The sequence below is a fragment of the Agromyces salentinus genome (assembly GCF_009749395.1).
Lineage (GTDB): Bacteria > Actinomycetota > Actinomycetes > Actinomycetales > Microbacteriaceae > Agromyces > Agromyces salentinus.
Map to the genome: position 1 here is coordinate 19229 of NZ_WBIR01000017.1, position 24882 is coordinate 44110.

A 24882-nucleotide genomic window follows, 5' to 3' on the forward strand; every position below is an offset into this window, starting at 1 on the left:
TCGTACGGACTCCGCGCCGAGCGCGCACTGTACGGGCTGGCGGGCGGGAACGCCCGCGACCGACGCGGCGGCGCTCAGCCGGCGGGTGCGTCGGGCCTCAGCCGACCGGCGCGTCGTCGACGAACCGCACGTCGTGCACGGCGACCCGCTGCGGCACGCCCGCGAACACGGCGGCACGCGCCTCCGAGGCCATGTAGGTCTGCTCGAGCGCGAGGAACGCGTCGCGGTCGCCCTCGGCGCTCACCGCCCAGACGAACTCGTTCGACTCGCGGAGGCCGTAGGCGAACTCGATCGCGAACCCGGCGGCGGGCCGGACGACGGGCATCGCGCCCTGCCACCATTCGAGGAACGCGTCGTATTCGCCGTCGACGAGGGTGTACCGGCGCAGCTGGATCGTCTTCACCCGACCCATTCTGCCCTGCGGATGCCGCAGCGGACCACGACCGTTCACCCGGCCGTTCCGATCGCGACATCCGGGCTCCCTAGCGTCGACCCGTCGAGCCGTCCAGGGCTCGCGAGCGCAGAGGAGCACCGAATGACCGAGCCGTCCGGCGTCAGCCGCCGAACCATCCTGGCTGCGGGAGGGCTCGGCGCGATCGGCGCCGCCATCCCCGCCGGTGCCGCCCAGGCGAGCCCCTCGTCCGCAGGGAAGGGCTCGCCCGCCGGAAGCCCGTCGGGCCGCGCGCCGAAGCTCCGGTTCCGGGGCGACGGCACGTTCAAGGTCGTCCAGTTCAACGACACGCAGGACGACGAGCTCACCGACCGGCGCACCGTCGAGCTCATCGAGAAGACGCTCGACGCCGAGAAGCCCGACTTCGCGCTCATCAACGGCGACGTGATCACGGGCGGCTGCGAGACGCGCCTCGCGGTCAAGCAGGCGATCAACAACGTCGTCTGGCCGATGGAGAGCCGCGGCATCCCGTGGGCGGTGACCTACGGCAACCACGACGAGGACTCGCTGCCGCAGTCGGGCGTCGACGAGGCGATGATGCTCGACTTCTACCGGAGCTACGACTTCAACTACAACGCCGAGAACATCGCCGGCGTGACCGGCACGGGCAACACCATCGTGCCGATCCGCTCGGCCAACGACCGCCGTGAGGCCTTCGCGCTGTGGCTGCTCGACTCGGGCCGCTACGCTCCCGACTCGATCAACGGCCAGGACTTCGCCGGCTACCCCGCCTGGGACTGGCTGCGCATGGACCAGGTCGCGTGGTATCGCGAGGAGTCGCAGCGCCTCGAGCAGCGACTCGGCCGCAAGGTCCCCGGCCTCATGTTCGTGCACATCGCGCTCTGGGAGCACCGGTTCATGTGGTGGGGCGGCGTCGACACGAGGACCGAGGCGGATGCCGCGCGCGGGCGCACCCGTCACGGCATCGTCGGCGAGCGCAACGAGGACGAGTGCCCCGGCCCCATCAACTCCGGGATGTTCAACGCGATCCTCGAGCGCGGTGACGTGAAGGGCGTCTTCGTCGGGCACGACCACGTGAACGACTACGTCGGCGACTACTACGGCGTGCTCCTCGGCTACGCCCCCGGCACGGGGTTCGGCGCGTACGGGCTGCCGGGAGCCGAGCGCAACCGCATGCGCGGCGGCCGCGTGTTCGAGCTGACGCAGACCGGCGACGACGTCGCGATCGCGACGCGCGTCGTCTACGCCCGCGACCTCGGCATCGACCTCACGGCGAACGACCAGCCGATGCAGCCCACCCCGCTCGCCCGCAGGCAGGCCGCGATCTGACCCTCGAGGGTGCGGGCGGCGTCGCGTAGACTCGCGATCGTCCAGGCGCCATTGCGCGCCGGTGCTCGCAAAAGGGGCACGAAGCCGACGGCGGCCAACGCCGGGTCGAGCGAGACACATACGGAACGCACCACTCCGTCCCCGTCTCGAAAGGCTTCGCCATGCCCACCGTGTCCGCGCACGTCGCCCACACCCTCGCCGCCCACCTCGACCACGTCTTCGGCCTCATGGGCAACGGCAACGCGTACTTCCTCGACGCGCTCGAGCGCGAGACGGCCGTCACGTTCACGGCCGTGCGCCACGAGGCGGGCGGAGTCGTGGCCGCCGATGCGCACTTCCGGGCGTCCGGGCGCATCGCGGCGGCGACGGCGACCTACGGCGCCGGCTTCACCAACACGCTGACCGCCCTCGCCGAGGCCACCCAGGCGCGGGTGCCGCTCGTGCTCGTGGTCGGCGACGAGCCGACATCCGGTCGCCGGCCGTGGGACGTCGACCAGATCGCCCTCGCCTCCGCCGTCGGCGCCCGCACGTACACGGTCGGGCGAACGGATGCCGCGGCCACGACGGTGCTCGCGATCGAGCACGCACTCGCCTATCGCCTGCCCGTCGTCCTGGCGATCCCCTACGACGTCGCCGCCCGCGACGCGGGCGGGCTCGGCGTCGCGCCGGACCTGCACCTGCCCGAACCGCTCGCCCCGAAGGGCCCGTTCGGCGCCGCGGTCGTGGCCGAGATCGCCGCCGCGCTGGCCGGCGCGAGCCGGCCCCTGCTGCTCGCGGGCCGCGGCGCCTGGCTCGCCGGCGCCGGCGACGCGCTCGGCGCACTGGCCGAGGCGACCGGAGCCGTGACGGCGTCCACGGCGCTCGGCCGCGGCGTCTTCCCCGACGGCCGGTTCGACCTCGGGGTGACGGGCGGCTTCGGTGCCGAGGCCGCCATGGAGCTCGTGCGCGAGGCCGACGTCGCGGTCGTCTTCGGGGCGTCACTCAACCAGTTCACGATGCGCTTCGGCGACCTGTTCGCGCCGGGCACGCGCGTCTTCCAGGTCGACGTGGCGCCGACGGCGACGCATCCGAACGTCGGAGGCTACGTCCGCGGCGACGCCGCCGTCGTCGCGCGGGCGATCGCGGACTCGCTCGACGAGCTCGGCGCCGCGGCATCCGGGTGGCGGGAGTCGGTCGACATCCCCGCACTCCGCGCGCAGCCGGCGCCCGCGCGTGCCGACGGGCTCGCCGACGACGGCCGGCTCGATCCGCGAGCCGTGGCCCGCCGGATCGCCGAACTCCTGCCGGAGGACCGCGTCGTCGTCTCCGACGGCGGGCACTTCATCGGCTGGGCGAACATGTACTGGCCGGTCGCCTCGCCCGACCGCATGATCATGGTCGGCACGGCGTTCCAGTCGATCGGCCTCGGGTTCCCGAGCGTGCCGGGCGCCGCGGCCGCGAAGCCAGACTCGACCATCGTGCTCACGACGGGCGACGGCGGCGGGCTCATGGCGCTCGCCGACCTCGAGTCCGCCGTCCGCTCCGCCGGCGGCCGTGGCCTCGCCGTCGTCTGGAACGACGCCGCCTACGGCGCCGAGGTGAACCTCTACGGCCTCAAGGGCCTCGCGCGTGCGCCGATGCTCATTCCCGAGGCCTCCTTCGCGGGCCTCGCGTCGGCCGTCGGGGCCGAGGGCGTCATCGTGTGCGAACTCGCCGACCTCGACGTGCTCGCCGAGTGGACCGCGCGGCCGGCCTCCGAGCGCCCGTTCCTGTTGCTCGACTGCCGCATCTCGGGCACGGTCGTCGCGCCGTACCAGGAGGAGATCATCCGCGTGAACAGCTGAGCGGATGCCGTGGCGACGGCCTGCGGTCGGCCGGCGCCGATCGACCCGCTGCAGGTCGGGGACGGGTGACCGCCTCTCGGCTATGCCGGTTTCCGGAAGGACCTCCACAGCAGCGGGGCGGTGGTGAGGAGGAAGAGGAGGAAGAGGGGCTGCGTGACGAGACCGGGGCCGGTGGCTCCCGGGATGGTCAGAGCAGCCGTCCAGTTCACGACGACGTCGACGACCATGACGGCGCAGCCCAGCCAGATGCTCGCCCGCACCCGCAGCAGGAGCAGCACGACCAGGACGGGGTCGACGATGGTGAGCGAGACCCAGAACACCCGGACCCCGGCCGGCATGGTGCCGTAGACGGCCGCGCCCTGGGTGAGCAGCTCGATCAGGTGGACCACCGTTCCGACGCCGAATCCCGCCACCCACACCGCAAGGACCAGCGCCTCCCCGTGGGGCAACGGCGCTCGACTCCCGGACAGCACCACTCCAGCCTACGAGGGTGCGTCTTCTCGCAATCAGTCGATGGTCTCCGCTCGCTCGGGTATGGGAACCCCGAGGCCGCGAAAGGGTTCGACGAGAACGTCATACGCCTCGTCGGCGAGCTTGGCTCGCCGCAGGACCGCGCGAGCCGCGATGCCGACGGCGGCGATGGCATCGGAGTGCAACCCGATGAGATGCCCGTCGAGCGTGCTCGCCCTCGGGAGCAGGGCAGCGCGGATCCGACGGTCGAGTTGCGAGTTCTGGGATGCTGACGGCACGGCGAGCCCGCTCGCCTCCTTGCCCCCCTGCGAACGGAGATCGAGCGTGCGATCGTATGCCTCCGCCAGCGATTCGGGCGGAAGTGCGGTCGCCTGGTCGACGAACCTCTCCGTTGCGGCATCGAGCATCCGTCAGCGCCATTCGAACGAGATCAGCGCGCAGATGGCGTCGAGTGCCCGGCCCGAGAGTTCGGGATGCGCCCGGCCGACTGCATCTCGGCGCTGCTGCGCCCAGGCGAGCACGCCCTGCGCCTCGTTCCCCGGTTCTCGGAGTTCGGCATGATTCACGACCTGGGCCACACGCTCTTGGAGCACGGGATCAGCGATTCTGTCTCGATGGCGCCCCGGCACCGCGGACTCACCGTCGAACCCGACGTAGGCCACGACGGCGTCGCTCAATGCGAAATCGATCATCATCTGCGTCTTCCCGCTCCAACAGCACACTCGTCTGGCCGCCCACCCGGGCCATGCCGGGCGAGGGCCCGAGCCGAGCACCGCCCGAATCGCGCCCTGCAGTGACTCACTGTAGCGACCAACCTCCTCACGAGGCGCGCCACCTCGCACCGATGATCGTCCAACCCGTCGAGTGCGGCGTGGCGCCAGATCGTATACGATCTGAGGCAGACCCCGACGAAGTGGAGCTCGCACGTGCTTGACCCCTCCCGCATCGAGGCGATCGCCGAGGAACTCCTCACGGCCGATCGCGACCGCAGCGTCGTGCCGTTGCTCACCGCGCGTGATCCCGGCATGACCGTCGACGACGCGTACGCCGTGCAGAAGCTCTGGGCCGACCGGCGCACCGAGGCCGGAGCCCGCCGCGTGGGCCGCAAGATCGGCCTCACCAGCAAGGTCATGCAGGTCGCGACCGGCATCACGGAGCCCGACTACGGCGTGATCCTCGACGACATGGTGATCCAGTCCGGGGCATCCGTCGAGTTCGACCGGTTCTCGAACGTCCGCATCGAGGTCGAGCTCGCCTTCGTGCTCGCGAAGCCCCTCGCGGGACCGAACGTCACGATCTTCGACGTGCTCGACGCGACGGCGTACGTCGTGCCGGCCCTCGAGATCCTGAACTCGCACATCGAGATGGAGGGCCGCACGATCGTCGACACCATCAGCGACAACGCCGCGATGGGCGCGATGGTCCTCGGCGGCCGGCCCGTGAAGGTCGACGAGGTCGACCTGCGCTGGGTATCGGCGCTGCTGTCGCGCAACGAGGTCATCGAGGAATCGGGCGTCGCCGCGGCGGTGCTCGGGCACCCGGCGATGGGGGTCGCGTGGCTCGCGAACAAGCTCGCGCAGCACGACCAGTCGCTTGAGGCGGGCGAGATCATCCTCGCCGGGTCGTTCACGCGGCCCATGTGGGTCGAGCGCGGCGACACGGTGCACGCCGACTACCGAGACCTGGGAGCCGTGACATGCCGATTCGTCTGACCCTGCCGCCGACCCTCGGCGAGCGCATCGCGGCATCCGACCGGCCCCTCGTCGGAGCCTGGTCGTGCGCGGGCAGCGCGACGAACGCCGAGATCATCGCCGGCTCCGGCCTCGACGTCGTGCTCATCGACGCCGAGCACTCGCCCGCGGACCTCGAGTCCGTGCTCGCCCAACTGCAGGCGGTCGCCGCGTACCCCGTCGCACCCATCGTGCGTCCGCCGTTCGGCGACACCGTCACGCTCAAGCGCTACCTCGACGTGGGCGTGCAGAACCTGCTGGTGCCCATGGTCGACACCGCCGAGCAGGCCGCGGGCATCGTCCGCGCGGTGCGCTACCCGCCGCTCGGGGTGCGCGGCGTGGGCAGTTCGCTCGCGAGGTCCTCGCGCTGGAACCGGATCGAGGGCTACCTCGGCGACGCCGACTCGACCATCTCGGTCTTCGTCCAGATCGAGTCGGCGACGGCCATGGCCGACCTCGAGGAGATCCTCGCGGTCGACGGCGTCGACGGCGTCTTCTTCGGGCCGGCCGACCTCGCCGCCTCCATGGGGCTGCTCGGGCAGCAGGAGCACCCCGACGTCGTCGGCGCGGTCCTCGCGGGCATCGCGGCGGCCACCGCCGCCGGCGTCCCCTCGGGCGTGAACGCCTTCGTCCCCGCCGCCGCGGACCGCTACGTCGCCGCGGGTGCGTCGCTCGTCATCGTCGGTGCGGATGTCGCGCTGCTGGCGCGCTCGACCGAGGCCCTCGCCGACCGCTTCATCGGGCAGCGCCCGACCGATGCCGCCGACGACGCCGACGCGCCCCGGCCGAGCTACTGAAGGATGTCCATGACCCCCATCGCCACGCCCGGCAAGATCATCGCCGTGCACCTGAACTACCCGTCGCGCGCCGCCCAGCGGGGACGCACGCCGGCCCAGCCGAGCTACTTCCTGAAGCCGGCATCCTCGCTCGCCCCGACCGGCGCGACGCTCGAGCGTCCGGCCGGCACGGAGCTGCTCGCGTTCGAGGGCGAGATCGCGATCGTCATCGGCGATCCCGCGAGGCGGGTCTCCCCCGCCGACGGCTGGCGGCACGTGGCATCCGTCACCGCGGCGAACGACTTCGGGCTCTACGACCTGCGGGCGGCCGACAAGGGGTCGAACGTGCGCTCGAAGGGCGGCGACGGCTTCACCCCGATCGGCCCGGCGCTCATCCCGGCCGACGGCCTCGGCGAGGGCGACTGGCGCGTGCGCACCTGGGTCAACGGCGAGCTCGTGCAGTCCGACACGAGCGACACGCTGCTCTTCCCGTTCGGCCGGCTCGTCGCCGACCTCTCGCAGCTCATGACGCTCGAGACCGGCGACGTGATCCTCACCGGGACCCCGGCCGGGTCCTCCGTCGTGCTCCCTGGCGACGTCGTCGAGGTCGAGGTCGACGCACCGGATGCCCCGGGCTCGCCCAGCACCGGACGCCTCGTCACCACGATCACACAGGGTGAGGCCGCCTTCGGCGACTTCGGGTCCGCACCCGCCGTCGACGACCTGCAGCGCGTCGAGGCGTGGGGCTCCGAAGCGGCACTGGCCCAGGCCGTCGCGGCGGGCCGGGCGAGCGCGGCGGGTCAGGCGAGCGCGGCGGGTCAGGCGAGCGCGGCGGGCGGGCCCGCGGCATCCGCCTCGCCCGCGGCATCCGCGCCCGCCTTCGAACTGACCGACGAGCTGCGCGCCGCCATCGACGGTGTCGCCGTCGCCACCCTCTCGGTGGCCCTGCGCAAGCGCGGGTACCACGACGTCTTCATCGAGGGCGTCTCCGCAAACCACCCGGGCGACCGCCTCGTCGGACGTGCGAAGACGCTGCGGTTCATCCCGTTCCGTCCCGACCTGTTCGCCGACCACGGCGGCGGGTTCAACGCGCAGAAGCTCGCGTTCGACACCGTCGAGCCCGGCGAGGTCATCGTGATCGAGGCCCGCGGCGAGCGCGGCACCGGAACCGTCGGCGACGTGCTCGCCCTCCGCGCCCAGGTGCGCGGCGCCGCCGGCATCGTGACCGACGGCGGCGTGCGCGACTTCGACGCCGTGGCCGGGTTCGAGATCCCCGTGTTCTCCCAGGGCCCGCACCCCTCGGTGCTCGGCCGTCGGCACGTGCCGTGGGAGGTCGACGTCACGATCGCCTGCGGCGGGGCGGCGGTGCAGCCGGGCGACGTCATCGTGGGCGACGGCGACGGCGTCATCGTCATCCCGCCGCACCTCGTCGAGGAGGTCGTCGCCGAGGCCGTGGCACAGGAGGCCGAGGAGGCCTGGGTCGCCGAGCAGGTCGCCGGCGGGGCATCCGTCGACGGGCTGTTCCCGATGAACGCCGCATGGCGGGCGCGGTTCGAGGCGGAGCGCGCCGCGGGCGATGGAGGGCAGGGAGACGAGCGCGCATGAGCGAGCCGAGCAAGTCGCAGCGCGCCTACCGCTTCATCCGCGACCGCATCGACGACGGCCGGTACGTACCGGGGTTCCGACTCGTGCTCGGGCAGATCGCCGGCGAACTCGACGTCAGCGTCGTGCCCGTGCGCGAGGCGATCCGCCTGCTCGAGGCCGAGGGCCTCGTCACCTTCGAGCGCAACGTGGGCGCGCAGGTCGCCCTCATCAAGGAGACGGAGTACCTGCACACGATGCAGACGCTCGCGCTCGTCGAGGGCGCGGCGACCGCGATGTCGGCGCCCATGCTCACCCCCGATCACGTGCGCCGGGCACGCGAGGTCAACGAGCGGATGCGGCGCAGCCTCGACGACTTCGACCCGCACGCGTTCACGCTCGCGAACCTCGAGTTCCACGCCGTGCTCTTCGAGGAGTGCCCGAACCCGCACGTGCTCGACCTCGTGCACCGGGGCTGGAACCGCATGAAGGTGCTGCGCGACTCCTCGTTCAGCTTCGTGCCCGGCCGAGCCCACGAGTCCGTCGACGAGCACGAGCGCATCCTCGACCTCATCGAGGGCGGCGCCGCCCCGCTCGAGATCGAGCTCGCCGCCCGCGGACACCGGCTCGCGACCCTCGACGCCGTGCTCGCCTACCAGGCGCAGCATCCGTCGCCATCGACCTCGCCGGCGGCGCCGCCGGCATCCGCCTCCGCCGACCCCGCCACGCTCACCACCCTCACCGCCCTCACCGCCGAACGGAAGATCCACGCATGACGCACCACGTTCCCGCAGGACTGCCCGACCGCATCCGCCATTTCATCGACGGCGAGTTCGTCGACTCGGTCGGCGGCGAGACGTTCGACGTCCTCGACCCGGTCACGAACGAGACCTACGTACGGGCGGCCGCCGGGCAGCAGGCGGATGTCGACCTCGCCGTCGCCGCCGCCCGCCGCGCCTTCGTCGACGGTCCGTGGCCGCGGATGCTGCCGCGCCAGCGCTCGCGCGTGCTGCACCGCATCGCCGACCTCGTCGAGGCGAGCGACCAGCGCCTCGCCGAGCTCGAGACCTTCGACACGGGCCTGCCGATCACCCAGGCGCTCGGACAGGCGCAGCGCGCGGCCGAGAACTTCCGGTTCTTCGCCGACCTCATCGTCGCCCAGCGCGACGATACCTACAAGGTGCCGGGGCGTCAGGTGAACTACGTCAACCGCAAGCCGATCGGCGTCGCCGGGCTCATCACGCCGTGGAACACCCCGTTCATGCTCGAGTCCTGGAAGCTCGCACCCGCCCTCGCCACGGGCAACACTGTCGTGCTGAAGCCCGCCGAGTTCACGCCGCTCTCGGCCTCGCTCTGGGCGTCGATCTTCGAGGAGGCCGGCGTCCCCCAGGGCGTCTTCAACCTCGTCAACGGGCTCGGCGAGGAGGCCGGCGACGCGCTCGTGAAGCACCCCGACGTGCCGCTCATCTCGTTCACGGGCGAGAGTCGCACGGGGCAGCTCATCTTCGCGAACGCCGCGCCCTTCCTCAAGGGCCTGTCGATGGAGCTCGGCGGCAAGTCGCCCGCCGTCGTCTTCGCCGACGCGGACCTCGACGCAGCGCTCGACGCGACCGTGTTCGGCGTCTTCTCCCTCAACGGCGAGCGCTGCACGGCCGGATCGCGGATCCTCGTCGAGCGGCCGATCTACGACGACTTCGTCGCCCGCTACGCCGAACGTGCCAAGAACATCGTCGTCGGCGACCCGCACGACGCCGCGACCGAGGTCGGCGCCCTCGTGCACCCCGAGCACTACGAGAAGGTCATGTCCTACGTCGAGATCGGCAAGGACGAGGGCCGGTTGGTCGCCGGCGGCGGGCGCCCCGAGGGCCTGCCCACCGGCAACTACGTCGCTCCCACGGTGTTCGCGGATGTCGCACCCGACGCCCGCATCTTCCAGGAGGAGATCTTCGGGCCGGTCGTCGCGATCACGCCCTTCGACTCCGACGAGGAGGCGCTCGCCCTCGCGAACGACACGAAGTACGGACTCGCGGCCTACATCTGGACGAACGACCTCAAGCGCGCGCACACGTTCTCGCAGTCCGTCGAGGCCGGCATGGTGTGGCTGAACTCCAACAACGTCCGCGACCTCCGAACCCCCTTCGGCGGTGTCAAGGCCTCCGGGCTCGGACACGAGGGCGGCTACCGGTCCATCGACTTCTACACCGACCAGCAGGCCGTGCACATCACGCTCGACCAGGCGCACTCGCCGCGCTTCGGCGTCGCGCGCTGACGGTCGAGTCGGCGCCCTCGCCCGGCGGTCGAGTCGGCGCCCACGCCGGGCGGTCGAGTAGGCGCCCCGGCGCCGTATCGAGACCACGACACCGCATCCGCTCACCGAGACATCCGCCCGAGGCATCCGCCCACCGAAGCATCCGCTCAACGAAGAGAAGGCACCACCCATGACCGAACCCGTCGTCACCGACCGGAACCCGATCCCCGCCCCCGCGAACCGCATCCCGACGCCGTCGAGCCCTGCGCCCGACATCGTGCGCTGCGCCTACATGGAGATCGTGGTCACCGACCTCGCCGCCTCCCGCGCGTTCTACGTCGACGTGCTCGGGCTCGTCGTCACCGAGGAGGACGACGAGGCCGTCTACCTGCGCTCGTTCGAGGAATTCATCCACCACAACCTCGTGCTGCGCAAGGGCCCCGTCGCCGCGGTCGCCGCCTTCAGCTACCGGGTGCGCACCCCGGAGGACCTGGACCTCGCCGTCGCGTTCTACGAGGAGCTCGGATGCCGCGTCGAGCGCCGCACCTCGGGATGGACGAAGGGCATCGGCGACTCGGTGCGCGTCGAGGACCCGCTCGGATTCCCGTACGAGTTCTTCCACGAGGTCGAGCACGTCGAGCGGCTGGCGTGGCGCTACGACCTGCAGACCCCCGGATGCCTCGTGCGCCTGGACCACTTCAACCAGGTCACGCCCGACGTGCCCCGCGCGGTCGCGTACATGGAGGACCTGGGGTTCCGCGTGACCGAGGACATCCAAGACGAGGCCGGAACCACGTACGCCGCCTGGATGCGTCGGAAGCCCACGGTGCACGACACCGCCATGACCGGTGGCGACGGCCCGCGCATGCACCACGTCGCCTTCGCGACCCACGAGAAGCACAACATCATCGCGATCTGCGACAAGCTCGGAGCCCTCCGCCTCAGCGACCACATCGAGCGCGGACCGGGCCGGCACGGCGTCTCGAACGCGTTCTACCTCTACCTCCGCGACCCCGACGGGCACCGCATCGAGATCTACACGCAGGACTACTGGACCGGCGACCCCGACAATCCGGTCGTCACGTGGGACGTGCACGACAACCAGCGTCGCGACTGGTGGGGCAACTCCGTCGTGCCCTCCTGGTACACCGACGCCTCCCTCGTGCTCGACCTCGACGGCGAGCCCAAGCCGCTCGTCACCCGCACCGACGACTCCGAGATGGAGGTCACGATCGGCGCCGACGGCTTCTCGTACACCCGGGAGGGCGACGCGGCGAAGGGCTTCAAGCTCGGCAACACGCTCTAGGCGCCGCGGCTGCATGCGCGTGGACGTCTGAACCCCTGTCTGCCGGATTCGGAGATTTGGGTGACACGCCGCGTCTGCGACCTCGCCTGCCGGCGTGTCGTCGGAATCTCCGAATCCGGCAGACATGCGCACCTCGGCCGGCGCCGCGCAGCGGATGCCACGGCACGACGTGGTTCACGTGCCCGGCCAGGTCGTTTCGCGCAGGGACTGTCCACGGCGCAGGACGGACCGGATCGTGCCGAGCACGCTCGGCCAATCGTGGACGATCTGGCGATGGCTGAAGTCGAGCACGACGTACCCGCACGCACGGAGGAATGCCTTGCGTTGCCGATCGCGCTCGAAGGCGTCCTCGTCGCCGTGGGCCGCATATCCCTCGCACTCGATGACGAGCCGCTCGCCGATGAGGAGGTCCGCGAAGAACCCGCCGGGCAGCGCGGCCTGAGGCGTCGCGATGATGCCGGCCAGGCGAAGACGCTCTCTTGCCACCGTCTCACCGACGGCCTGACTCATGGAGGAGGATCGGGCCGCGATAGCGAACCCGCGCCGACTCAGTCGGCTCAGCAACACATCGAACTCGATGTCGTCGAGCCTGGGGCGAGTGTTCGCCCACGGCACGGCCTCGCGCGCTGAGTCGAGGATGCACAGCGCGTCCAACGGCGGAAGACATTCCAGTACCTGCTCGAGCACCGTCGCGACCGGAGGCAATGGTGGACCAGCAGCGCCGATCTCGCTCCAGTGCAACGTGAGCCACGGCGCACGGCCCGGTCTGACGCGCCCGCACCCGTCGCGCGCTCGGCGGAACCTCGAGTCGTGTGGAGCGACGCAGACGTGCAGCGCCGAAGGATGCTCGAGCACTCGCAGACCGTGCACGATCGCCGCGCTCGCGCATGCGACACGCCCGCCGACGCGAATCGCGCGCTTGGTCTGCTCATGCAGCGCGGGATCCACGAAATGGCCGATTCGGGCCCGCTCGATGGCGCCGGATGCCACGGCGGACGCGATACTTCGCGGGTAGTGGCCGACCTCACGCAGATCACGGGTTCGGCATACGCCGCCCAGGCGCCTGACGACGTCGATGGCAGGTTCCATACGCCGAGCATCCGGCCGGATCGCAGCTTCGCGGTGCCACATCCGTCGTTGTGTGAGCTCGATGCACGTCAGGACCACTGTGGAGGATCGCTTCACCCGCCACATGGTCTGCCGGATTCGGAGATTTGCGTGACACGCCGCGCATGCCAGCTCAAAAGCCGGCGTGTCGCGAAGATCTCCGAATCCGGCAGACGCCGGCGGCGAGCAGTGAGCGTGCGCTCAGGGCCGTCGGCCTGCACATGGAGAACGCCGCCCGGCACCGGAAGGTGCGTCGGACGGCGTTCGCCGCTGCAGCCGGACGCTAGTTCTCGAAGAAGACCGGCGTGCCCTCGTAGTCGCTGAACGGGTTCTCGTCGGCCGAGCTGTTGCCCGTCCAGATCATGCCGCCGATGGGCTCGCCGCCGTCGACCGACGCCCCGATCATGCACTGGTCGAGCACCGTGGTGCCGGCGTTGAACTCCTCGGTGAAGGACTCGCTCGCGCACTCGTCCCAACCGATGACGCTGACCTCCTGGGCCTTCGCACCCGTCGCGTCGGCGGGGCGGAAGTCGGTGTAGTTCGAGCCGTAGGTGATGTCATCGCCCGAAACCTTCTGCTGCTGGTATCGGATGAGCGAGACCTTCCAACCCTTGAGCTCGGGGATCTCGGCCACGAGCTGCTCCACCTGGGCTTCGGTCGCCGGCTCGATGCTCACGAGCTTGGTGTTCAGGACCGCGGTCTTGTCGTCGTAGTCGACGTACTCGTACGTGCCCCAGTCGCCCAGTGCGACGGTCTGGCCCGGCTCGAGGAGTTCACCTTCGATGGCGGCCTCACCGGTGGACTCGTCGGCCGGCTCCTCGGTCGGGTCGGCGCTCGCGGTCTCCTCGACCGAGATATCGGACTTCTCGGCGACGGAATCGGCGGGCTCCGCGGCGCAGGCCGTCAGGACGAGCGACACGACGGCGAGCGCGACGAATGCGATGGACTGCTTCTTCATGGTTCTCCTTGTCGAGCGGCCGAGCCCCTCACGGCCGCGACGAACCCAACTCGCCGGGCACGCGATGCGGGCCGTTCGAGCGGTGGATTCGTTGATCACGCTACGGGCGCGGACGACGGATGCGACATGGGGAGCGGTGCCCGAGCCGAGCCGGTCAGGCCGGCAGAGCCGGGCCGGCCGGCCCGGCGGTCATTCCGCGGCGAGGAACCCGATCGCGGCGTCCTTGAACGCCCGCGAGGTCAGCGTCGACACGTGGTCGCGCCCGGGGATCGACACGAACCCGCTCCCCCATGCCTCGGCCAGCTCGCGGGCACCGGCCGGCACCTGGTCGTCGCCGCCGACGACGAACAGCGATCGGATGCCGGGCGGGAACCGGAGCTCGGCGCCCGCGAAGCCCTCGACGACGCCGAGCAGCGCCTCGCGGTCGGCCCCGGCCGCGATCGCCGGGCGCAGCACCTGCTCGATGAGCGGATGCGGGCTCGGTTCGTCACGCAGGAGCAGGGCGCGCACCTCGTCGAGGTCCCAAGCGGCGAAGAGCTCGTCGGGTCCCGCGCCGCCGATGACCACCCGGCGCAGGCGCTCGGGCGCGAGGTCCGCCAGCGCGGCGACGACGCGGGTGCCCATCGAGTACGCGACTGCATCGACCTGCTCGACGCCGGCCGTGTCGAGCACGGCGACGAGGTCGGCGCCGAAGGTCTCGGGCGCGTACGCGTCGCCGCCGACCGGCTTGTCGCTCGCGCCGTGGCCGCGCAGGTCGGTCGTGATCACGGTGCGGCCGGCATCGGTCAGGGCGCGCACCCAGCCCGTGCCCTGCCACGTCACCTCGGCGTTCGAGGCGAAGCCATGCACGAGCAGCACCGGCGGCAGGGCGGATGCCTCGCGCTCGAGGCGTTCCTCGCCGAAGACCCGATATCCGACCAGCGTGCCGTCGTCGGCCTCGGCATAGAGCACGGCGCCGCTCGCCCCGGCGGGGCTCACGCGTCTGGCCCGGCCGCACCGGAATCGGGCGTACGCGGCCCCGAGGCGTCGGGATCGGCGCCCGAGTCGCCCGGTCCGCCCGCGCCCGCTCCGGAGGTGCCCGGTCCGGGCGCATCCGCCCCCGAGGCGTCAGAGCCCGACGAGGCCGAGCCAGGAGCCGAGGCAGGAGCCGAGGCGGAAGCCGAGGACGCCGACGACGCCGCGATCTCTGCACCCGCGTGCCCGAGCTCGGCGAGCGCAGCCGCGGACGAGTCGGCCGCGACCCCGGCGACGAGGTCGGTGAGCACGCGGACATGCTGGCCGTGCTCGAGCGCGTCGAGCGCGCTGGCCCGAACGCAGTAGTCGGTGGCGATGCCGACCACGTCGACCTCGGTGACCCCGTGCGCCGTCAGCACCTCGCCGATCGTCGCGCCCGCGTCATCCGTGCCCTCGAAGATGGAGTACGCGGGCACGCCCTGGCCCTTGCGGATGTGCACGTCGATGCCGTCGGTCGCGAGGTCGGGGTGGTACTCGGCGCCCTCGGTGCCGGCCACGCAGTGCGCGGGCCACGTGTCGACGAAGTCGGGCTCGGCGTCGACGGCGAAGTGCCCGCCGTTGTCGTTCTCGGCGGAGTGCCAGTCGCGGGATGCCACGACCAGCGCGTAGTCGCCACGGTGCGCGGCGAGGTGGCGGCTGATGCCCGCGGCCACGGCCGCTCCCCCGTCGACGCCGAGCGCGCCGCCCTCGGTGAAGTCGTTCTGCACGTCGATGATGAACAGGGCCCGGGTCATGGCTCTCTCCCGTCGGTCGGGGCATCGGGCGATGACCGAGGCGGATGCCGCAGCCACCGGATGCCGCAGGTGCCGTCCATTCTTCCAGCGACGCCCGCTCGCGGCATCCGCATCTGCTGCGAATCGGCGACGGGATGCCGAAGGACTGCGGCTACTCGTTGGAGAGTTCGTCCCCGCAGAGGAAGAAGCCGGTCGTGAGCGTATCGATGGCCTGCTTCGCCTCGTCGGTCACGTCGCCGAGCGCGTAGATCGCGAACGTGAGCGTCGAACCGTCCTGCGCCCGGATGACGCCGGAGAGGGTGTAGCCCGAGTTGATCCAGCCCGTCTTCGCCGAGACGGCGCCGTACGCCACCGAGTTGTCGCCGGCGAACCGGTCGCTGTACGAGAGCGAGCCGCGCTCGCCCGACACCGGCAGCCCGTCCATGAGCACGCCGAGGTTGCCCTCGCGGGCGTTGACCTTCACGAAGAGCTGCGTCAGGTACGAGGGCGGCACGGCGTTGTCGTCGCTGAGCCCCGACCCGTCGACGACGACGATGCCGGTCGTGTCGATGCCGTAGACCTCGAGGCCCTGCAGCACGCCCGCGTTGATCGCGTCGAACGTGTTGCCCGAGCCCGTCTCGATGGCCACGAGGCGCGCGAGCATCTCGGCGACGGTGTTGTCGGAGACGACGAGCGCCTTGTCGACGAGCTGCGCGACCGTCGGGGAACTCACGGCACCGAGCTGCTGCGCGCCCGCGGGCGCGGTGCCGCGCTCGATGGCCGCGATGCCGCCGAGCTGGTCGGCGAAGGCCTGGCCGGCCCGGCCGATGGGGTCCGTGCTGCGCCAGGACGTATTGGCGTAGGGGTCGTCGCGGTCGCCGTCGACCTGCAGGGCCGTGATGTTCGACATGTAGCCGTCGTCGCGCTCGATCGTGTCCCAGCTCGCCTGCCACTCGTCGCCGCCGAAGTACCCGGCGTCGAGGATGAGCTTGGTCAGCGGCGGGTTGGCGGGGTCCGCGGCCCAGGCCGCCTGCACCTGCGCGGCGAGGTCGTCGAGGTGCGCGGCCCCCGGGTAGACGGTCTCGCTGCCGCTGGGCGTGCGCGACAGCGTGACGTCGCCACCGCCGACGAGCACGGCGCTGCCCGGCTCCGCGCCCTTCACGACGGTGGTCGTGGTGCGATAGTCGGGCCCGAGCACGTTGAGGGCGGCCGCGGAGGTGAGGACCTTCATGACGCTCGCGGTGCGCGACGGCGTGCTGCCGCCGCGGTCGTAGAGCACCTCGCCGGTGGCCGCGTTCATGACCTGCGCCTGCAGGTTGGCGAGCCGCGGGTCGGCCGCACGGTCGGCGACCGAGCAGGTGCGGACCCGGATGTTGATCGGCGCCGCGGCGGCCGCGGGCACGGGTCGCGCGGGGTCGGCGGTCGGCGTCGGAGTCGGGGTCGCGGTCTCGGACATCACCGCGACCGGGGCGGCGTCGCGGGTGCTCGCGGCGGTGCCGGCGAACACGGCGCCCACCCCGAGCAGGGCGAAGGCGACCGCTCCGGCGGCCACGGCGAACGCGCGCCGGTGCCTCCGCAGGAATGGGCCGGCCGGCGCGGCGGCGGGGGCCGCGGCGTCGGACTGGTCGGTAACGGCGTCCGCTGGATCCGCCGGCTCGGTGGCGGCCGCCGCCGCCGGTGCGGGCGTGGCAGTTGCGTCGAGGACGACGGTCTCATCGGAGGGAGCAGCGTCGACGGTCTCGTCGGACGGAGCAGCGTCGACGGTCTCGTCGGAGGCAGCAGCGTCGACGTCCTCGACGGACGCGGTCTCGGCACCGTCGAACACAGCTCCGGGCTCAGCCGCGACCTCGCCCTCGGCGACGCCGTCCGGCGCCTCCGAGGCCTCGAGATCGCCGCCCTCGACCGGGGCCGGCGATGCGGACTCGACCGTCTCGTGCCCCGGCTCCGTGTCGGGCGGATGCGGGGTCGAGCGAGGCTCGCGCGTGGCATCCGTCTCGTCGGTCATCCGGGGATTCTACGTGCCGCACCCGAGCGAACCCTGATCACGGGCCGAAAAGCCACTGCGCACCCGGCGGTGCGCGGGCGCCGGCGCGGGACCGGCGGGGCGACGCGCGCGCGTGCGAGGCCCCGCGCCGAGCCGCTACTCGCCCGGGTAGCGCAGCCCGATCTGCTCGCGGATCGCGTCGAGCGTGCCCATGATCGCGACCGACTCGTCGAGGGTCAGCAGGTCTCCGGTGAGGTTGCCCTCGGCGACGAGCCGCTCGACGGCCTCGGCCTGGAAGTGCATGCCGCGGCCGACGACCTCGGACTCGTACGTCTCCAGCACGTCGCCGTGGTGGTCGACCACGCGGAAGGACGTGGGCGTGTACCAGACCGAGTCGATGTCGATGCGTGCGTCGCTGCCGAGCACGGTGGCGACGTTCGGACCCTTGAGGTCGCTCGCCGAGACGGAGGTCGCGATGCGCCCGCCGTCGTAGCCGAAGACGACGGCGACCTGCGCGTCGGCGCCCGTGGGCTTGAACGTCGCCGTGCTCTGGATGGTGCTGGGCGCCCCGAACAGGTCCCACGCGAAGGAGACGGGGTAGATGCCGAGGTCGAGCAGCGCGCCGCCGCCGAGCTCGAGCGCGTTGATGCGGTGCGCCGGGTCATCGGTGAGCTTCTGGGTGTGGTCGGCGATGAGCGAGCGCACCTCGCCGAGCGTGCCGGCCGCGATGATCTCGCGGATGCGCACCATGTGCGGCAGGTACCTCGTCCACATGGCCTCGAGCAGCAGCAGCCCCTCGGATGCCGCGAGCTCGGCGATCTCGCGCGCCTCGGCCGCGTTCAGCGTGAACGGCTTCTCGACGAGCACGTGCTTGCCGGCCTCGAGCGCGAGCCGTGCGTTGGCCACGTGCATCGGATGCGGCGTGCCGATGTAGATCGCGTCGACCTCGGGATCGCAGGCGAGCGCCTCGTAGCTCGGGTGCGCGTTCGGGATGTCGAACTCGGCGGCGAACGCGTCGGCGCCCGCCTGCGACCTGGAACCGACCGCGCGGACGTCGAAGCCGTTCGCCTTGAGGTCGCTCGTGAACAGGTGGGAGATGCCGCCGGTGGCGAGGATGCCCCAGCGCAGTCGTTCAGTCATGGGTTCAGCCTAGTGAGCACCGCCGTGGCCGGTGCGCCCCGCGCGTCGCTGCGCGAGGGGCTCCGACTCGCCCGATGCGGATGCCGCGGACGGGGCCCGCCCGCCCGCGGCATCCGGCTGGGTGGCCGTCCTACAGCACGGCTGGCACGAGCACCCGGTCGATGGTGTGGATGACCCCGTTCGAGCCCTGGATGTTCAGCCCCTTGATGACCAGTCGCGGGTCCTTCAGCGCGGTGTTCTCGTCACGCAGGTTGAGCCCCCGCGGCTTCACGATGCCGCCGTTGGCCATCGTGAGCGAACCGGCGGTGAGCACCCGGATCGGGCCGAGCTTGCGGTCGGCGACGACGTGGTAGAGCAGCACGTTGCTGATCTGGTCGATGCTCAGGACCGTGGTGATCTTCTCGAGCGCATCCTGCTCGCTCGTCGGCGCCTCGCCGGTGAGGTCGGTGACGAGGCGGAGGAACGCCCGGTCGTTCGGAGCGAAGACGGTGAACCTGCGCGACGTGTCGGCGAGCACGGGCACGAGCCCGGTGGCCGTGAGCGCCTGCACGAGCAGGTCGTAGTCGTACGGGTTCTGGTCGGGAACGCCGCCCCCGGACGCCGCGACGGCGACATCGACGACGGTGCCGGCCGGGGACTGATCACCGGTCGCGTTCGCCGGGGTCGCGCTGACCATGACGATCGCCGCGGCGGCCGCCGCGATGGCGAGGATCTTCTTCATGATGATGCTCCTTCACTGGTGACTCGCGGCCGGCGGCATCCGCCAGGCAGGCGCATGCCATCGCACCGGCCGCTCACGAACTACTTCCGCCGTCGGCGGGCGAGCGGATGCACCGGCACGGGCCGATTCGAGATCCGGCCGAGAAAAACTTCGGCGCCGCTGCATCCGATCGGCGACTCCGTCCGGAAGTAGTGAGTGAAGGCACATCAGGCACCCCGCACGGGGTCGAGAACTGGAGGAACCACGATGAAGAAGATCCTCGCCGCCGCGATCGGCGCCGGTGCGCTCGTCGCACTCGGCACGGCCGTTCCCGCGAGCGCCGCCGAATCGCCCGCGATGCTCTCCGTACTGCACGGGGTTCCCGGCCTCACGGTGGACGTCTACGTGAACGACGAGCTCACGCTCGACGACTTCACGCCCGGGTCGCTCGCAGGCCCGCTCGAGCTGCCGGCCGGCACCTACGCGGTCGCCATCACGGCCTCCGATGCCACGGATGCCTCGTCGCCGGCGATCGGGCCGGTCGACCTCCCGCTCGACGCGGGCGGCAACTACACGGCCGTCGCCCACCTCGACGAGGGCGGCGAGCCGACCGCGACGCTGTTCACCAACGACACCGCGACGCTCGCCGCGGGAGAGGGCCGGCTCACGGTCCGCCACGTCGCCGCGGCGCCGGCGGTCGACGTCCTCGCGGGCGGCTCACCCGTCATCACGAACCTCGCCAACCCCGACGAGCAGAAGCTCGACCTGCCGGCGGGCACGCAGTCGGTGTCGGTCGCGGCCACCGGGACCACCGACCCCGTGATCGGGCCGGCCGATGTCGAGGTCGCCGAGGGTGCGAACACCATCGCGTACGCCTGGGGCAGCCTCGAGGACGACAACCTCGACCTCGCCGTGCAGACCGTCGCGATCGCGGGCATGCACTCCAGCCCCGACGGCGTCCCGGCCGGATCCGCCGGCCTGGTGGCGACCAACGCACCCGAGTCCGCTGCATCGTGGACCGCAGTCCTCGGCGCGGCGGTACTCGCCGCCGCGGCGGGCGTCACCATCCTCCTGCGGCGTCGCGCGGGCGCCCGGGTCGAGCACTGAGCACGATGATGCGAGCGAGGTCGGTCATCGGTTCCCTTTGGGTACCGGTGGCCGTCCTCGCGGTCGTGCTCGCGCTCGGCGGATGCGGGACCGGAACCGGCACCGGCACCGGCGGCACCGGCGAGGGCACGAGTGCGGCAGCCTCGGGCCGCGACCTGCAGGCGACCGGGCTGGCGACCTCGCCGCCGGCCGAGGCGCCCGCTACGCCGCTGCCGGAGATCCCCGTGTCCTCGGCCGCGCTGGAGGACCGACCCGCCCTCACCGGGCCCGCACCCGTGCGATTCCAGGCGCCGGACCTCGGCATCGACGTCGCGGTCGAAGCGGTGGGCTTGGACGACCGCGGCGCCATGGGGCTTCCCGCGAACCCGTCGATCGCGGCCTGGTACCGTTTCGGGGCCGCGCCGGGCGCGGCGGCTGGCTCGGTCGTGGTCGCGGCCCACGTCGACTCCCTCGAGTACGACATCGGGCCGTTCGCACGGCTCGCCGCGGCGCCGGCCGGCACCCGCTTCCTCGTGACCACGGCCGACGGCACGACCCACGAGTACGCGCTCACCATGACCGAGGTCGTCCCCAAGGAACAGGTCGACTGGTCCGCGGCCTTCGCACGCGATGGGGCACCGCGGCTGACGCTGGTCACCTGCGGAGGAGACTTCGACTACGACGCCCGCCGGTACCTGAGCAACGTGCTCGTGACCGCGGAACCCACCGGATGAGCGCGGTGAGTCGTTATGCTGATCGAAGAGCTGGCACGAGCCGGCGTCGCGCTGCCGCAGGTTCCTTCACGACGGCACGACGCCGTCGGTCGACGAAGGAGTGACTGCCGCGACGTGAGCACAGCGACTTCGGATTCGGGCCGAGGTGAAGACGGCATCCTCGGCGAGGATGCGCTCGCCAGGGCATTCCTCGAGGGTGACGAGTTCGCCCTCCGTGAGGCGTACGCGCGCTGGGGCGCGCTCGTGTTCCGGCTCGCCCTCCGCTCGCTCGGCGACCGCGCGGACGCGGAAGACGTCACGCAGCAGGTCTTTCTCGCGGCGTGGCGATCGCGCGGCAACTACCTTCCCGGGAAGACGGCGCTCGGCGCGTGGATCGTGGGCATCACGCGCCATCGCATCGCCGATGCGCACGAGGCCCGTGCCCGGCATCGCCGGCTCGAGGACGAACTCGTGAGCGAGGCATCCGTCGCTCCGCCGGAGCAGCCCGACGACCTCGCCGAGCGCGCCATGATCGTCGAGGAACTCGACCGGCTCGAGCCCACGGCGCGGCACGTGATGCGGCTCGCGTTCTACGAGCAGCTGACGCACAGCGAGATCGCCGAGACCCTCGACCTGCCGATCGGCACCGTGAAGAGCCACATCCGACGTAGCCTGATCCGCATGCGCACCAGATGGGAGGTGGACGATGGAGCACATCGAACCTGACGAGCTCGCCGTCCTCGCCGTCGACGGTGAGGAGCCGAGCGACGCCGTCGCCGCGCACCTCGAGCGCTGCGCGCAGTGCCGCGGCGACTACGAGTCGTTCGCCGGCATCGTCGCGGCCGGGCGAGGCGGTGCGGCCCCGCGAGACGCGGTCGCCGGCTCGCCCCGACTCGGCGGCCCCCAGGGCAGCCCAGGAGCCGTCGGTGCTGTGGGCCTGGCTGCCGACGAGGACCTGCCCTCCCCCTCGGTGTGGCAGCGCATCCACGGAGAGCTCGGACTCGACCCCGCGCTCGCGGAGGATCCGATCACCGCACGCCTCGCCCCGGCGACGACGGCCCGAGAGGTCGACGGCCGGGTCGAGGCCACGCCCGAGGCATCCGCCGCCCCGCCGACCGGGACCCCGACCACGACCACGACAGCGTCCGACCCCGACGCGCCGGCAGTGCGTCCCGTGCGCACCCTGCCCAGCAGGGCCCGCTGGTGGACACTGGCCGCGGCTGCCGCCGTGATCGGCATCGTCGCGGGCGTCACGGTCGGGCTGGCCGTGGCCCGCCCATCCGCGACGCAGGAGGTGCTGGCGCGCGCGACCCTCGACCCGTTCCCGGGCTGGGATGCGAGCGGCGACGCGATCGTCGAGCAGGACGACGAGGGACGACGCTCGATCGTGGTCGACCTCGACGTCGCACCGACGGCCGATGCGGTGCAGGAGGTCTGGCTCATCCGGTCCGACGCGTCGGGCCTGGTCAGCCTCGGCCTGCTCGACGGCGCCTCCGGGAGGTTCGCGCTGCCGGCCGACATCGACCTCGGCGAGTTCACGATCGTCGACGTCTCGGCGGAGCCGCTCGACGGGGTGCCGGCGCACTCGGGCGACTCCATCGTCAGGGGCGACCTGAACTGAGCACGGCCGTCCGGCCGAGCGGCGGCACGGGCCGCCCGGCGACGGGGGCCGCCCGCGGGCGCTCAGACGGCGAAGACCTCGAGCAGCACCCCGTTCTCGGGCGCCAGCAGCGGCATCGGCAGCCCCAACTCGGCGAGCGCCCGACCCGGCAGCGTGACCTCGCCGGCGCTCCACCATGGCGGCGGCGCATCCGCGATGGTCGCGACGGGTCCCCCGACGTCGACGCGGCGGACCAGGTAGCTGCGAGCCTCGTCGAGCCCCGGAAGGCGGGCCGGCGGGGGCACCGCTGCCTGCGGTGAGTCGAGCACGACGTAGGCGAACAGGGCGCCGGCGCGATCATGGGCGACGACGCCGTGCACGTCCACGGCGTCGTCCGACGGGTCGCTTCGCACGACCGTGCCCGAGTGCAGCAGGGCGCGCAGGCGCCGGTAGAGGGCGGTCCACTCGGCGACGGCCTCGAGCTCGTCGGGGGCGGCTTCGGCGAGGTTCCACTCGATGCCCGCCGACCCGAAGAGGGCCGTGAGCATGCGGAACGACAGCGACGCGGTGCGCTGGGTGGTGTGCGCCCTCGCCGCGCCGAGGTGGCTGCCGAGGTACTCGGGCGGCACGACGAGCGACGTGTAGCGCTGCACGCGCTGCCGCACGAGCGGGTCGTTCGAATCGCTCGTCCAGACGCGGTCGACGTGCGGCAGGATCCCGAGGTCGACGCGGGCGCCGCCGGACGCGCAGGCCTCGATCTCGACGCCCGGGTGGGCGGACCGCACGGCGTCGACGAGCCGGAGGTACGCGAGGACCTGGCGGTGCGAGTCCGAGGCGAGCAGGTCGCGATTGTGGTCCCAGTTGAGGAAGGCGATCGGATGCGCGCTCAACAACGCATCCAACCGCTCGAGGACGTACGCGAAGGCCGCGGGGTTCGCCAGGTCGAGCGTGTTCTGCCAGCGCCAGGTCGGTGCCGACGCCGGCTGGATGACCCAGTCGGGGTGCTCGCGGGCGAGGTCGGAATCGCGGTTGACCATCTCGGGCTCGATCCAGAGCCCGAAGTCCATGCCCGATGCGGTCACGCGCTCGATGAGCGGACCGAGACCGTGCGGCCACTTCTCGTCGTCGACGAACCAGTCGCCGAGCGCCCCGCGGTCGTCGAGGCGCCCGCGGAACCAGCCGTCGTCGAGCACGAACCGCTCGACCCCCGCGCGGGCGGCCGCGTCGACGAGGGGCTCGAGGGCCTCCAGGGACTGGTCGAAGTAGACCGCCTCCCAGGTGTTCAGCACGACGGGCCGCGGGCGATCGGTCAGGGGCGGACGGTCGGCCGGGCGCCACGATCGCACCCAGCGGTGCAGGCGATCGGATGCTCCGTCGAGGCCGTCGTCCGACCACGCGAGCACCAGCCACGGCGACGCGTGGTGCTCGCCGGGACCCAGTTCGAGCTCACCGGGCGCGAGCAGTTCGCCGCCGCCGATCGCCGAACTCCCGAGGGGGCTTCGCTCCAACCAGAGTGCGCGGTCGCCGCTCCACGCGACATGCGCCGCCCAGACCTCGCCGGCCCGGAACCCGAAGCCCGGCGTGCCGGCGACCAGCAGGAAGGCGTCGTCGTGCCCGCCGCGCCCGTGCCGGCTCTCCCGCGACCAGACGCCGTGACCCGGGGTGAACCGTTGCGGACGGCGCTCGCCCGCCCAGAGCCCCGAGAAGTCGAGTACCTCGCGGGCCCGGTCGGGCACGGGGACGACGGGAGCGGCGGATGCCACGCGCAACGCCGCCCCGCCCCGGTTCACGAGCCGGTGCCGCAGGCGGAGCACGCCCTCCGGCAGCAGCTCGAGCTCGACCGCGAGATCGACGGATGCCGCGGCATCCGTCAGCTCGATCGACAGCCGGCCGCCGTCACGATCCGCCGAGCGCAGCTCGAGGCCGAAGTCGATGGGCCGGTCCCCGGCCACCGAGACCCCCGGGCGACCGCTCCAGCCCTCGCGCAGCGACGGGACGAGCGACAGCCTGGGCGGCCGGTCGATCGAGCTCGGCGGCACGGCCGTGACGGCGGCATCCGCGATCTGCCCGAGGGAACGGGCGTCGAGGTCGCCGAGATCGCGACCCCAGTGCAGGATGGCGGGCACTCCCGCGCCGCGGGCGTCGACGAGGACGCTGACGCCCGCGGCACGGAGGTGATGGATCATGCCGG

The 24882-nt window shown here is 72.1% G+C and carries 23 protein-coding genes and 1 pseudogene; 12 read left to right on the top strand and 12 right to left on the bottom strand.

Annotation, left to right across the window (positions count from 1 at the left end; translation table 11 throughout):
• Positions 1-97: 97 nt before the first annotated feature.
• Entirely contained in the window at positions 98-403 is a 306-nt protein-coding gene (locus tag GQQ95_RS14785) for a hypothetical protein (protein ID WP_157428443.1), read from the bottom strand.
• Between the two features lie 132 nt (positions 404-535).
• Between GQQ95_RS14785 and GQQ95_RS14790 the strand changes: the two genes are divergently transcribed.
• Together GQQ95_RS14790 and GQQ95_RS14795 are read left to right on the top strand one after the other, a co-directional pair.
• Complete coding sequence (locus tag GQQ95_RS14790; RefSeq protein ID WP_157428444.1) at positions 536-1741, top strand: metallophosphoesterase family protein; 1206 nt, start codon at positions 536-538, stop codon at positions 1739-1741.
• A 161-nt stretch (positions 1742-1902) separates the two neighbouring features.
• A complete protein-coding gene (locus tag GQQ95_RS14795) occupies positions 1903-3564 on the top strand; it encodes a thiamine pyrophosphate-binding protein (protein ID WP_157428445.1) in 1662 nt (553 codons plus the stop codon).
• 80 nt (positions 3565-3644) lie between these two features.
• On the opposite strand, the gene GQQ95_RS14800 is transcribed toward GQQ95_RS14795, so the two are convergent.
• From GQQ95_RS14800 to GQQ95_RS14810, 3 genes are read right to left on the bottom strand one after another with little or no spacing between them, the layout of a single operon-like run.
• A complete protein-coding gene (locus GQQ95_RS14800) occupies positions 3645-4037 on the bottom strand; it encodes a hypothetical protein (RefSeq protein ID WP_157428446.1) in 393 nt (130 codons plus the stop codon).
• Between the two features lie 33 nt (positions 4038-4070).
• Positions 4071-4442, bottom strand: coding sequence for a hypothetical protein (locus GQQ95_RS14805; protein ID WP_157428447.1), 372 nt, complete (start codon positions 4440-4442; stop codon positions 4071-4073).
• A gap of 3 nt (positions 4443-4445) precedes the next feature.
• Positions 4446-4727: a hypothetical protein gene (locus GQQ95_RS14810; protein ID WP_157428448.1), complete on the bottom strand. Its 282-nt coding sequence runs from the start codon at positions 4725-4727 to the stop codon at positions 4446-4448.
• 234 nt (positions 4728-4961) lie between these two features.
• Here GQQ95_RS14810 and hpaH point away from each other — a divergent pair, with 234 nt between their 5' ends.
• The 6 genes from hpaH (at position 4962) to hpaD (ending at position 11676) form a co-directional block, all read left to right on the top strand.
• Positions 4962-5747 carry a 2-oxo-hept-4-ene-1,7-dioate hydratase gene (hpaH, locus tag GQQ95_RS14815; protein WP_157428449.1) on the top strand — a complete coding sequence of 262 codons (786 nt, stop codon included), beginning with the start codon at positions 4962-4964 and terminating at the stop codon, positions 5745-5747.
• A complete protein-coding gene (locus GQQ95_RS14820) occupies positions 5732-6562 on the top strand; it encodes an HpcH/HpaI aldolase family protein (protein ID WP_157428450.1) in 831 nt (276 codons plus the stop codon). Before hpaH ends, GQQ95_RS14820 begins: the two co-directional genes overlap by 16 nt.
• A gap of 9 nt (positions 6563-6571) precedes the next feature.
• The gene (locus GQQ95_RS14825; protein ID WP_157428451.1) at positions 6572-8146 is read left to right on the top strand and encodes a fumarylacetoacetate hydrolase family protein; all 1575 of its coding nucleotides are present in this window, start codon (positions 6572-6574) and stop codon (positions 8144-8146) included.
• Positions 8143-8898 carry a GntR family transcriptional regulator gene (locus GQQ95_RS14830; protein ID WP_157428452.1) on the top strand — a complete coding sequence of 252 codons (756 nt, stop codon included), beginning with the start codon at positions 8143-8145 and terminating at the stop codon, positions 8896-8898. Before GQQ95_RS14825 ends, GQQ95_RS14830 begins: the two co-directional genes overlap by 4 nt.
• The gene (hpaE, locus tag GQQ95_RS14835; RefSeq protein ID WP_157428453.1) at positions 8895-10391 is read left to right on the top strand and encodes a 5-carboxymethyl-2-hydroxymuconate semialdehyde dehydrogenase; all 1497 of its coding nucleotides are present in this window, start codon (positions 8895-8897) and stop codon (positions 10389-10391) included. Before GQQ95_RS14830 ends, hpaE begins: the two co-directional genes overlap by 4 nt.
• A 169-nt stretch (positions 10392-10560) precedes the next feature.
• A complete protein-coding gene (gene hpaD, locus GQQ95_RS14840) occupies positions 10561-11676 on the top strand; it encodes a 3,4-dihydroxyphenylacetate 2,3-dioxygenase (protein ID WP_157428454.1) in 1116 nt (371 codons plus the stop codon).
• A gap of 174 nt (positions 11677-11850) precedes the next feature.
• On the opposite strand, the gene GQQ95_RS14845 is transcribed toward hpaD, so the two are convergent.
• The 7 genes and pseudogenes from GQQ95_RS14845 to GQQ95_RS14875 form a co-directional block, all read right to left on the bottom strand.
• Positions 11851-12765: an endonuclease domain-containing protein gene (locus GQQ95_RS14845; protein ID WP_170297081.1), complete on the bottom strand. Its 915-nt coding sequence runs from the start codon at positions 12763-12765 to the stop codon at positions 11851-11853.
• Positions 12766-13066: 301 nt separating this feature from the next.
• Positions 13067-13741: a hypothetical protein gene (locus GQQ95_RS14850; protein WP_157428456.1), complete on the bottom strand. Its 675-nt coding sequence runs from the start codon at positions 13739-13741 to the stop codon at positions 13067-13069.
• A 189-nt stretch (positions 13742-13930) separates the two neighbouring features.
• A complete protein-coding gene (locus tag GQQ95_RS14855) occupies positions 13931-14719 on the bottom strand; it encodes an alpha/beta fold hydrolase (RefSeq protein ID WP_212275481.1) in 789 nt (262 codons plus the stop codon).
• A gap of 188 nt (positions 14720-14907) precedes the next feature.
• Positions 14908-15489: pseudogene (locus GQQ95_RS14860) on the bottom strand (isochorismatase family protein); the annotation flags it as partial.
• Between the two features lie 151 nt (positions 15490-15640).
• On the bottom strand, positions 15641-17473 hold the full coding sequence (locus tag GQQ95_RS14865; RefSeq protein WP_212275485.1) for a D-alanyl-D-alanine carboxypeptidase/D-alanyl-D-alanine-endopeptidase: 1833 nt from the start codon (positions 17471-17473) through the stop codon (positions 15641-15643).
• Positions 17474-17608: 135 nt separating this feature from the next.
• The gene (locus GQQ95_RS14870) at positions 17609-18592 is read right to left on the bottom strand and encodes a Gfo/Idh/MocA family protein (protein WP_157428457.1); all 984 of its coding nucleotides are present in this window, start codon (positions 18590-18592) and stop codon (positions 17609-17611) included.
• 130 nt (positions 18593-18722) lie between these two features.
• Complete coding sequence (locus GQQ95_RS14875; RefSeq protein WP_246205562.1) at positions 18723-19313, bottom strand: fasciclin domain-containing protein; 591 nt, start codon at positions 19311-19313, stop codon at positions 18723-18725.
• 246 nt (positions 19314-19559) lie between these two features.
• Between GQQ95_RS14875 and GQQ95_RS14880 the strand changes: the two genes are divergently transcribed.
• From GQQ95_RS14880 to GQQ95_RS14895, 4 genes are all read left to right on the top strand, one after another.
• A complete protein-coding gene (locus GQQ95_RS14880) occupies positions 19560-20399 on the top strand; it encodes a DUF4397 domain-containing protein (protein ID WP_157428459.1) in 840 nt (279 codons plus the stop codon).
• A 47-nt stretch (positions 20400-20446) separates the two neighbouring features.
• On the top strand, positions 20447-21112 hold the full coding sequence (locus GQQ95_RS14885; RefSeq protein ID WP_170297082.1) for a class F sortase: 666 nt from the start codon (positions 20447-20449) through the stop codon (positions 21110-21112).
• Between the two features lie 114 nt (positions 21113-21226).
• Positions 21227-21817 carry an RNA polymerase sigma factor gene (locus tag GQQ95_RS14890; protein ID WP_246205564.1) on the top strand — a complete coding sequence of 197 codons (591 nt, stop codon included), beginning with the start codon at positions 21227-21229 and terminating at the stop codon, positions 21815-21817.
• Positions 21798-22712, top strand: a complete 915-nt coding sequence (locus GQQ95_RS14895; protein WP_157428462.1) for an anti-sigma factor — start codon at positions 21798-21800, stop codon at positions 22710-22712. Before GQQ95_RS14890 ends, GQQ95_RS14895 begins: the two co-directional genes overlap by 20 nt.
• 62 nt (positions 22713-22774) lie before the next feature.
• Here the strand turns inward: GQQ95_RS14895 and GQQ95_RS14900 are convergent, their stop codons facing one another.
• Entirely contained in the window at positions 22775-24877 is a 2103-nt protein-coding gene (locus GQQ95_RS14900; protein ID WP_157428463.1) for an alpha-galactosidase, read from the bottom strand.
• Positions 24878-24882 lie beyond the last annotated feature (5 nt).

Excerpts from the sequence above, each read along its gene's own strand:
- GQQ95_RS14820 (WP_157428450.1), top strand. The coding sequence starts at position 5,732 with ATGCCGATTCGTCTGACCCTGCCGCCGACCCTCGGCGAGCGCATCGCG.
- GQQ95_RS14875 (WP_246205562.1), bottom strand. The coding sequence starts at position 19,313 with ATGAAGAAGATCCTCGCCATCGCGGCGGCCGCCGCGGCGATCGTCATG.
- hpaD (WP_157428454.1), top strand. The coding sequence starts at position 10,561 with ATGACCGAACCCGTCGTCACCGACCGGAACCCGATCCCCGCCCCCGCG.
- GQQ95_RS14805 (WP_157428447.1), bottom strand. The coding sequence starts at position 4,442 with ATGCTCGATGCCGCAACGGAGAGGTTCGTCGACCAGGCGACCGCACTT.
- GQQ95_RS14865 (WP_212275485.1), bottom strand. The coding sequence starts at position 17,473 with ATGACCGACGAGACGGATGCCACGCGCGAGCCTCGCTCGACCCCGCAT.
- GQQ95_RS14790 (WP_157428444.1), top strand. The coding sequence starts at position 536 with ATGACCGAGCCGTCCGGCGTCAGCCGCCGAACCATCCTGGCTGCGGGA.
- GQQ95_RS14900 (WP_157428463.1), bottom strand. The coding sequence starts at position 24,877 with ATGATCCATCACCTCCGTGCCGCGGGCGTCAGCGTCCTCGTCGACGCC.
- GQQ95_RS14795 (WP_157428445.1), top strand. The coding sequence starts at position 1,903 with ATGCCCACCGTGTCCGCGCACGTCGCCCACACCCTCGCCGCCCACCTC.
- hpaE (WP_157428453.1), top strand. The coding sequence starts at position 8,895 with ATGACGCACCACGTTCCCGCAGGACTGCCCGACCGCATCCGCCATTTC.
- GQQ95_RS14880 (WP_157428459.1), top strand. The coding sequence starts at position 19,560 with ATGAAGAAGATCCTCGCCGCCGCGATCGGCGCCGGTGCGCTCGTCGCA.
- GQQ95_RS14870 (WP_157428457.1), bottom strand. The coding sequence starts at position 18,592 with ATGACTGAACGACTGCGCTGGGGCATCCTCGCCACCGGCGGCATCTCC.
- GQQ95_RS14850 (WP_157428456.1), bottom strand. The coding sequence starts at position 13,741 with ATGAAGAAGCAGTCCATCGCATTCGTCGCGCTCGCCGTCGTGTCGCTC.
- GQQ95_RS14825 (WP_157428451.1), top strand. The coding sequence starts at position 6,572 with ATGACCCCCATCGCCACGCCCGGCAAGATCATCGCCGTGCACCTGAAC.
- GQQ95_RS14810 (WP_157428448.1), bottom strand. The coding sequence starts at position 4,727 with ATGATCGATTTCGCATTGAGCGACGCCGTCGTGGCCTACGTCGGGTTC.
- GQQ95_RS14830 (WP_157428452.1), top strand. The coding sequence starts at position 8,143 with ATGAGCGAGCCGAGCAAGTCGCAGCGCGCCTACCGCTTCATCCGCGAC.
- GQQ95_RS14845 (WP_170297081.1), bottom strand. The coding sequence starts at position 12,765 with ATGGAACCTGCCATCGACGTCGTCAGGCGCCTGGGCGGCGTATGCCGA.
- GQQ95_RS14895 (WP_157428462.1), top strand. The coding sequence starts at position 21,798 with ATGGAGCACATCGAACCTGACGAGCTCGCCGTCCTCGCCGTCGACGGT.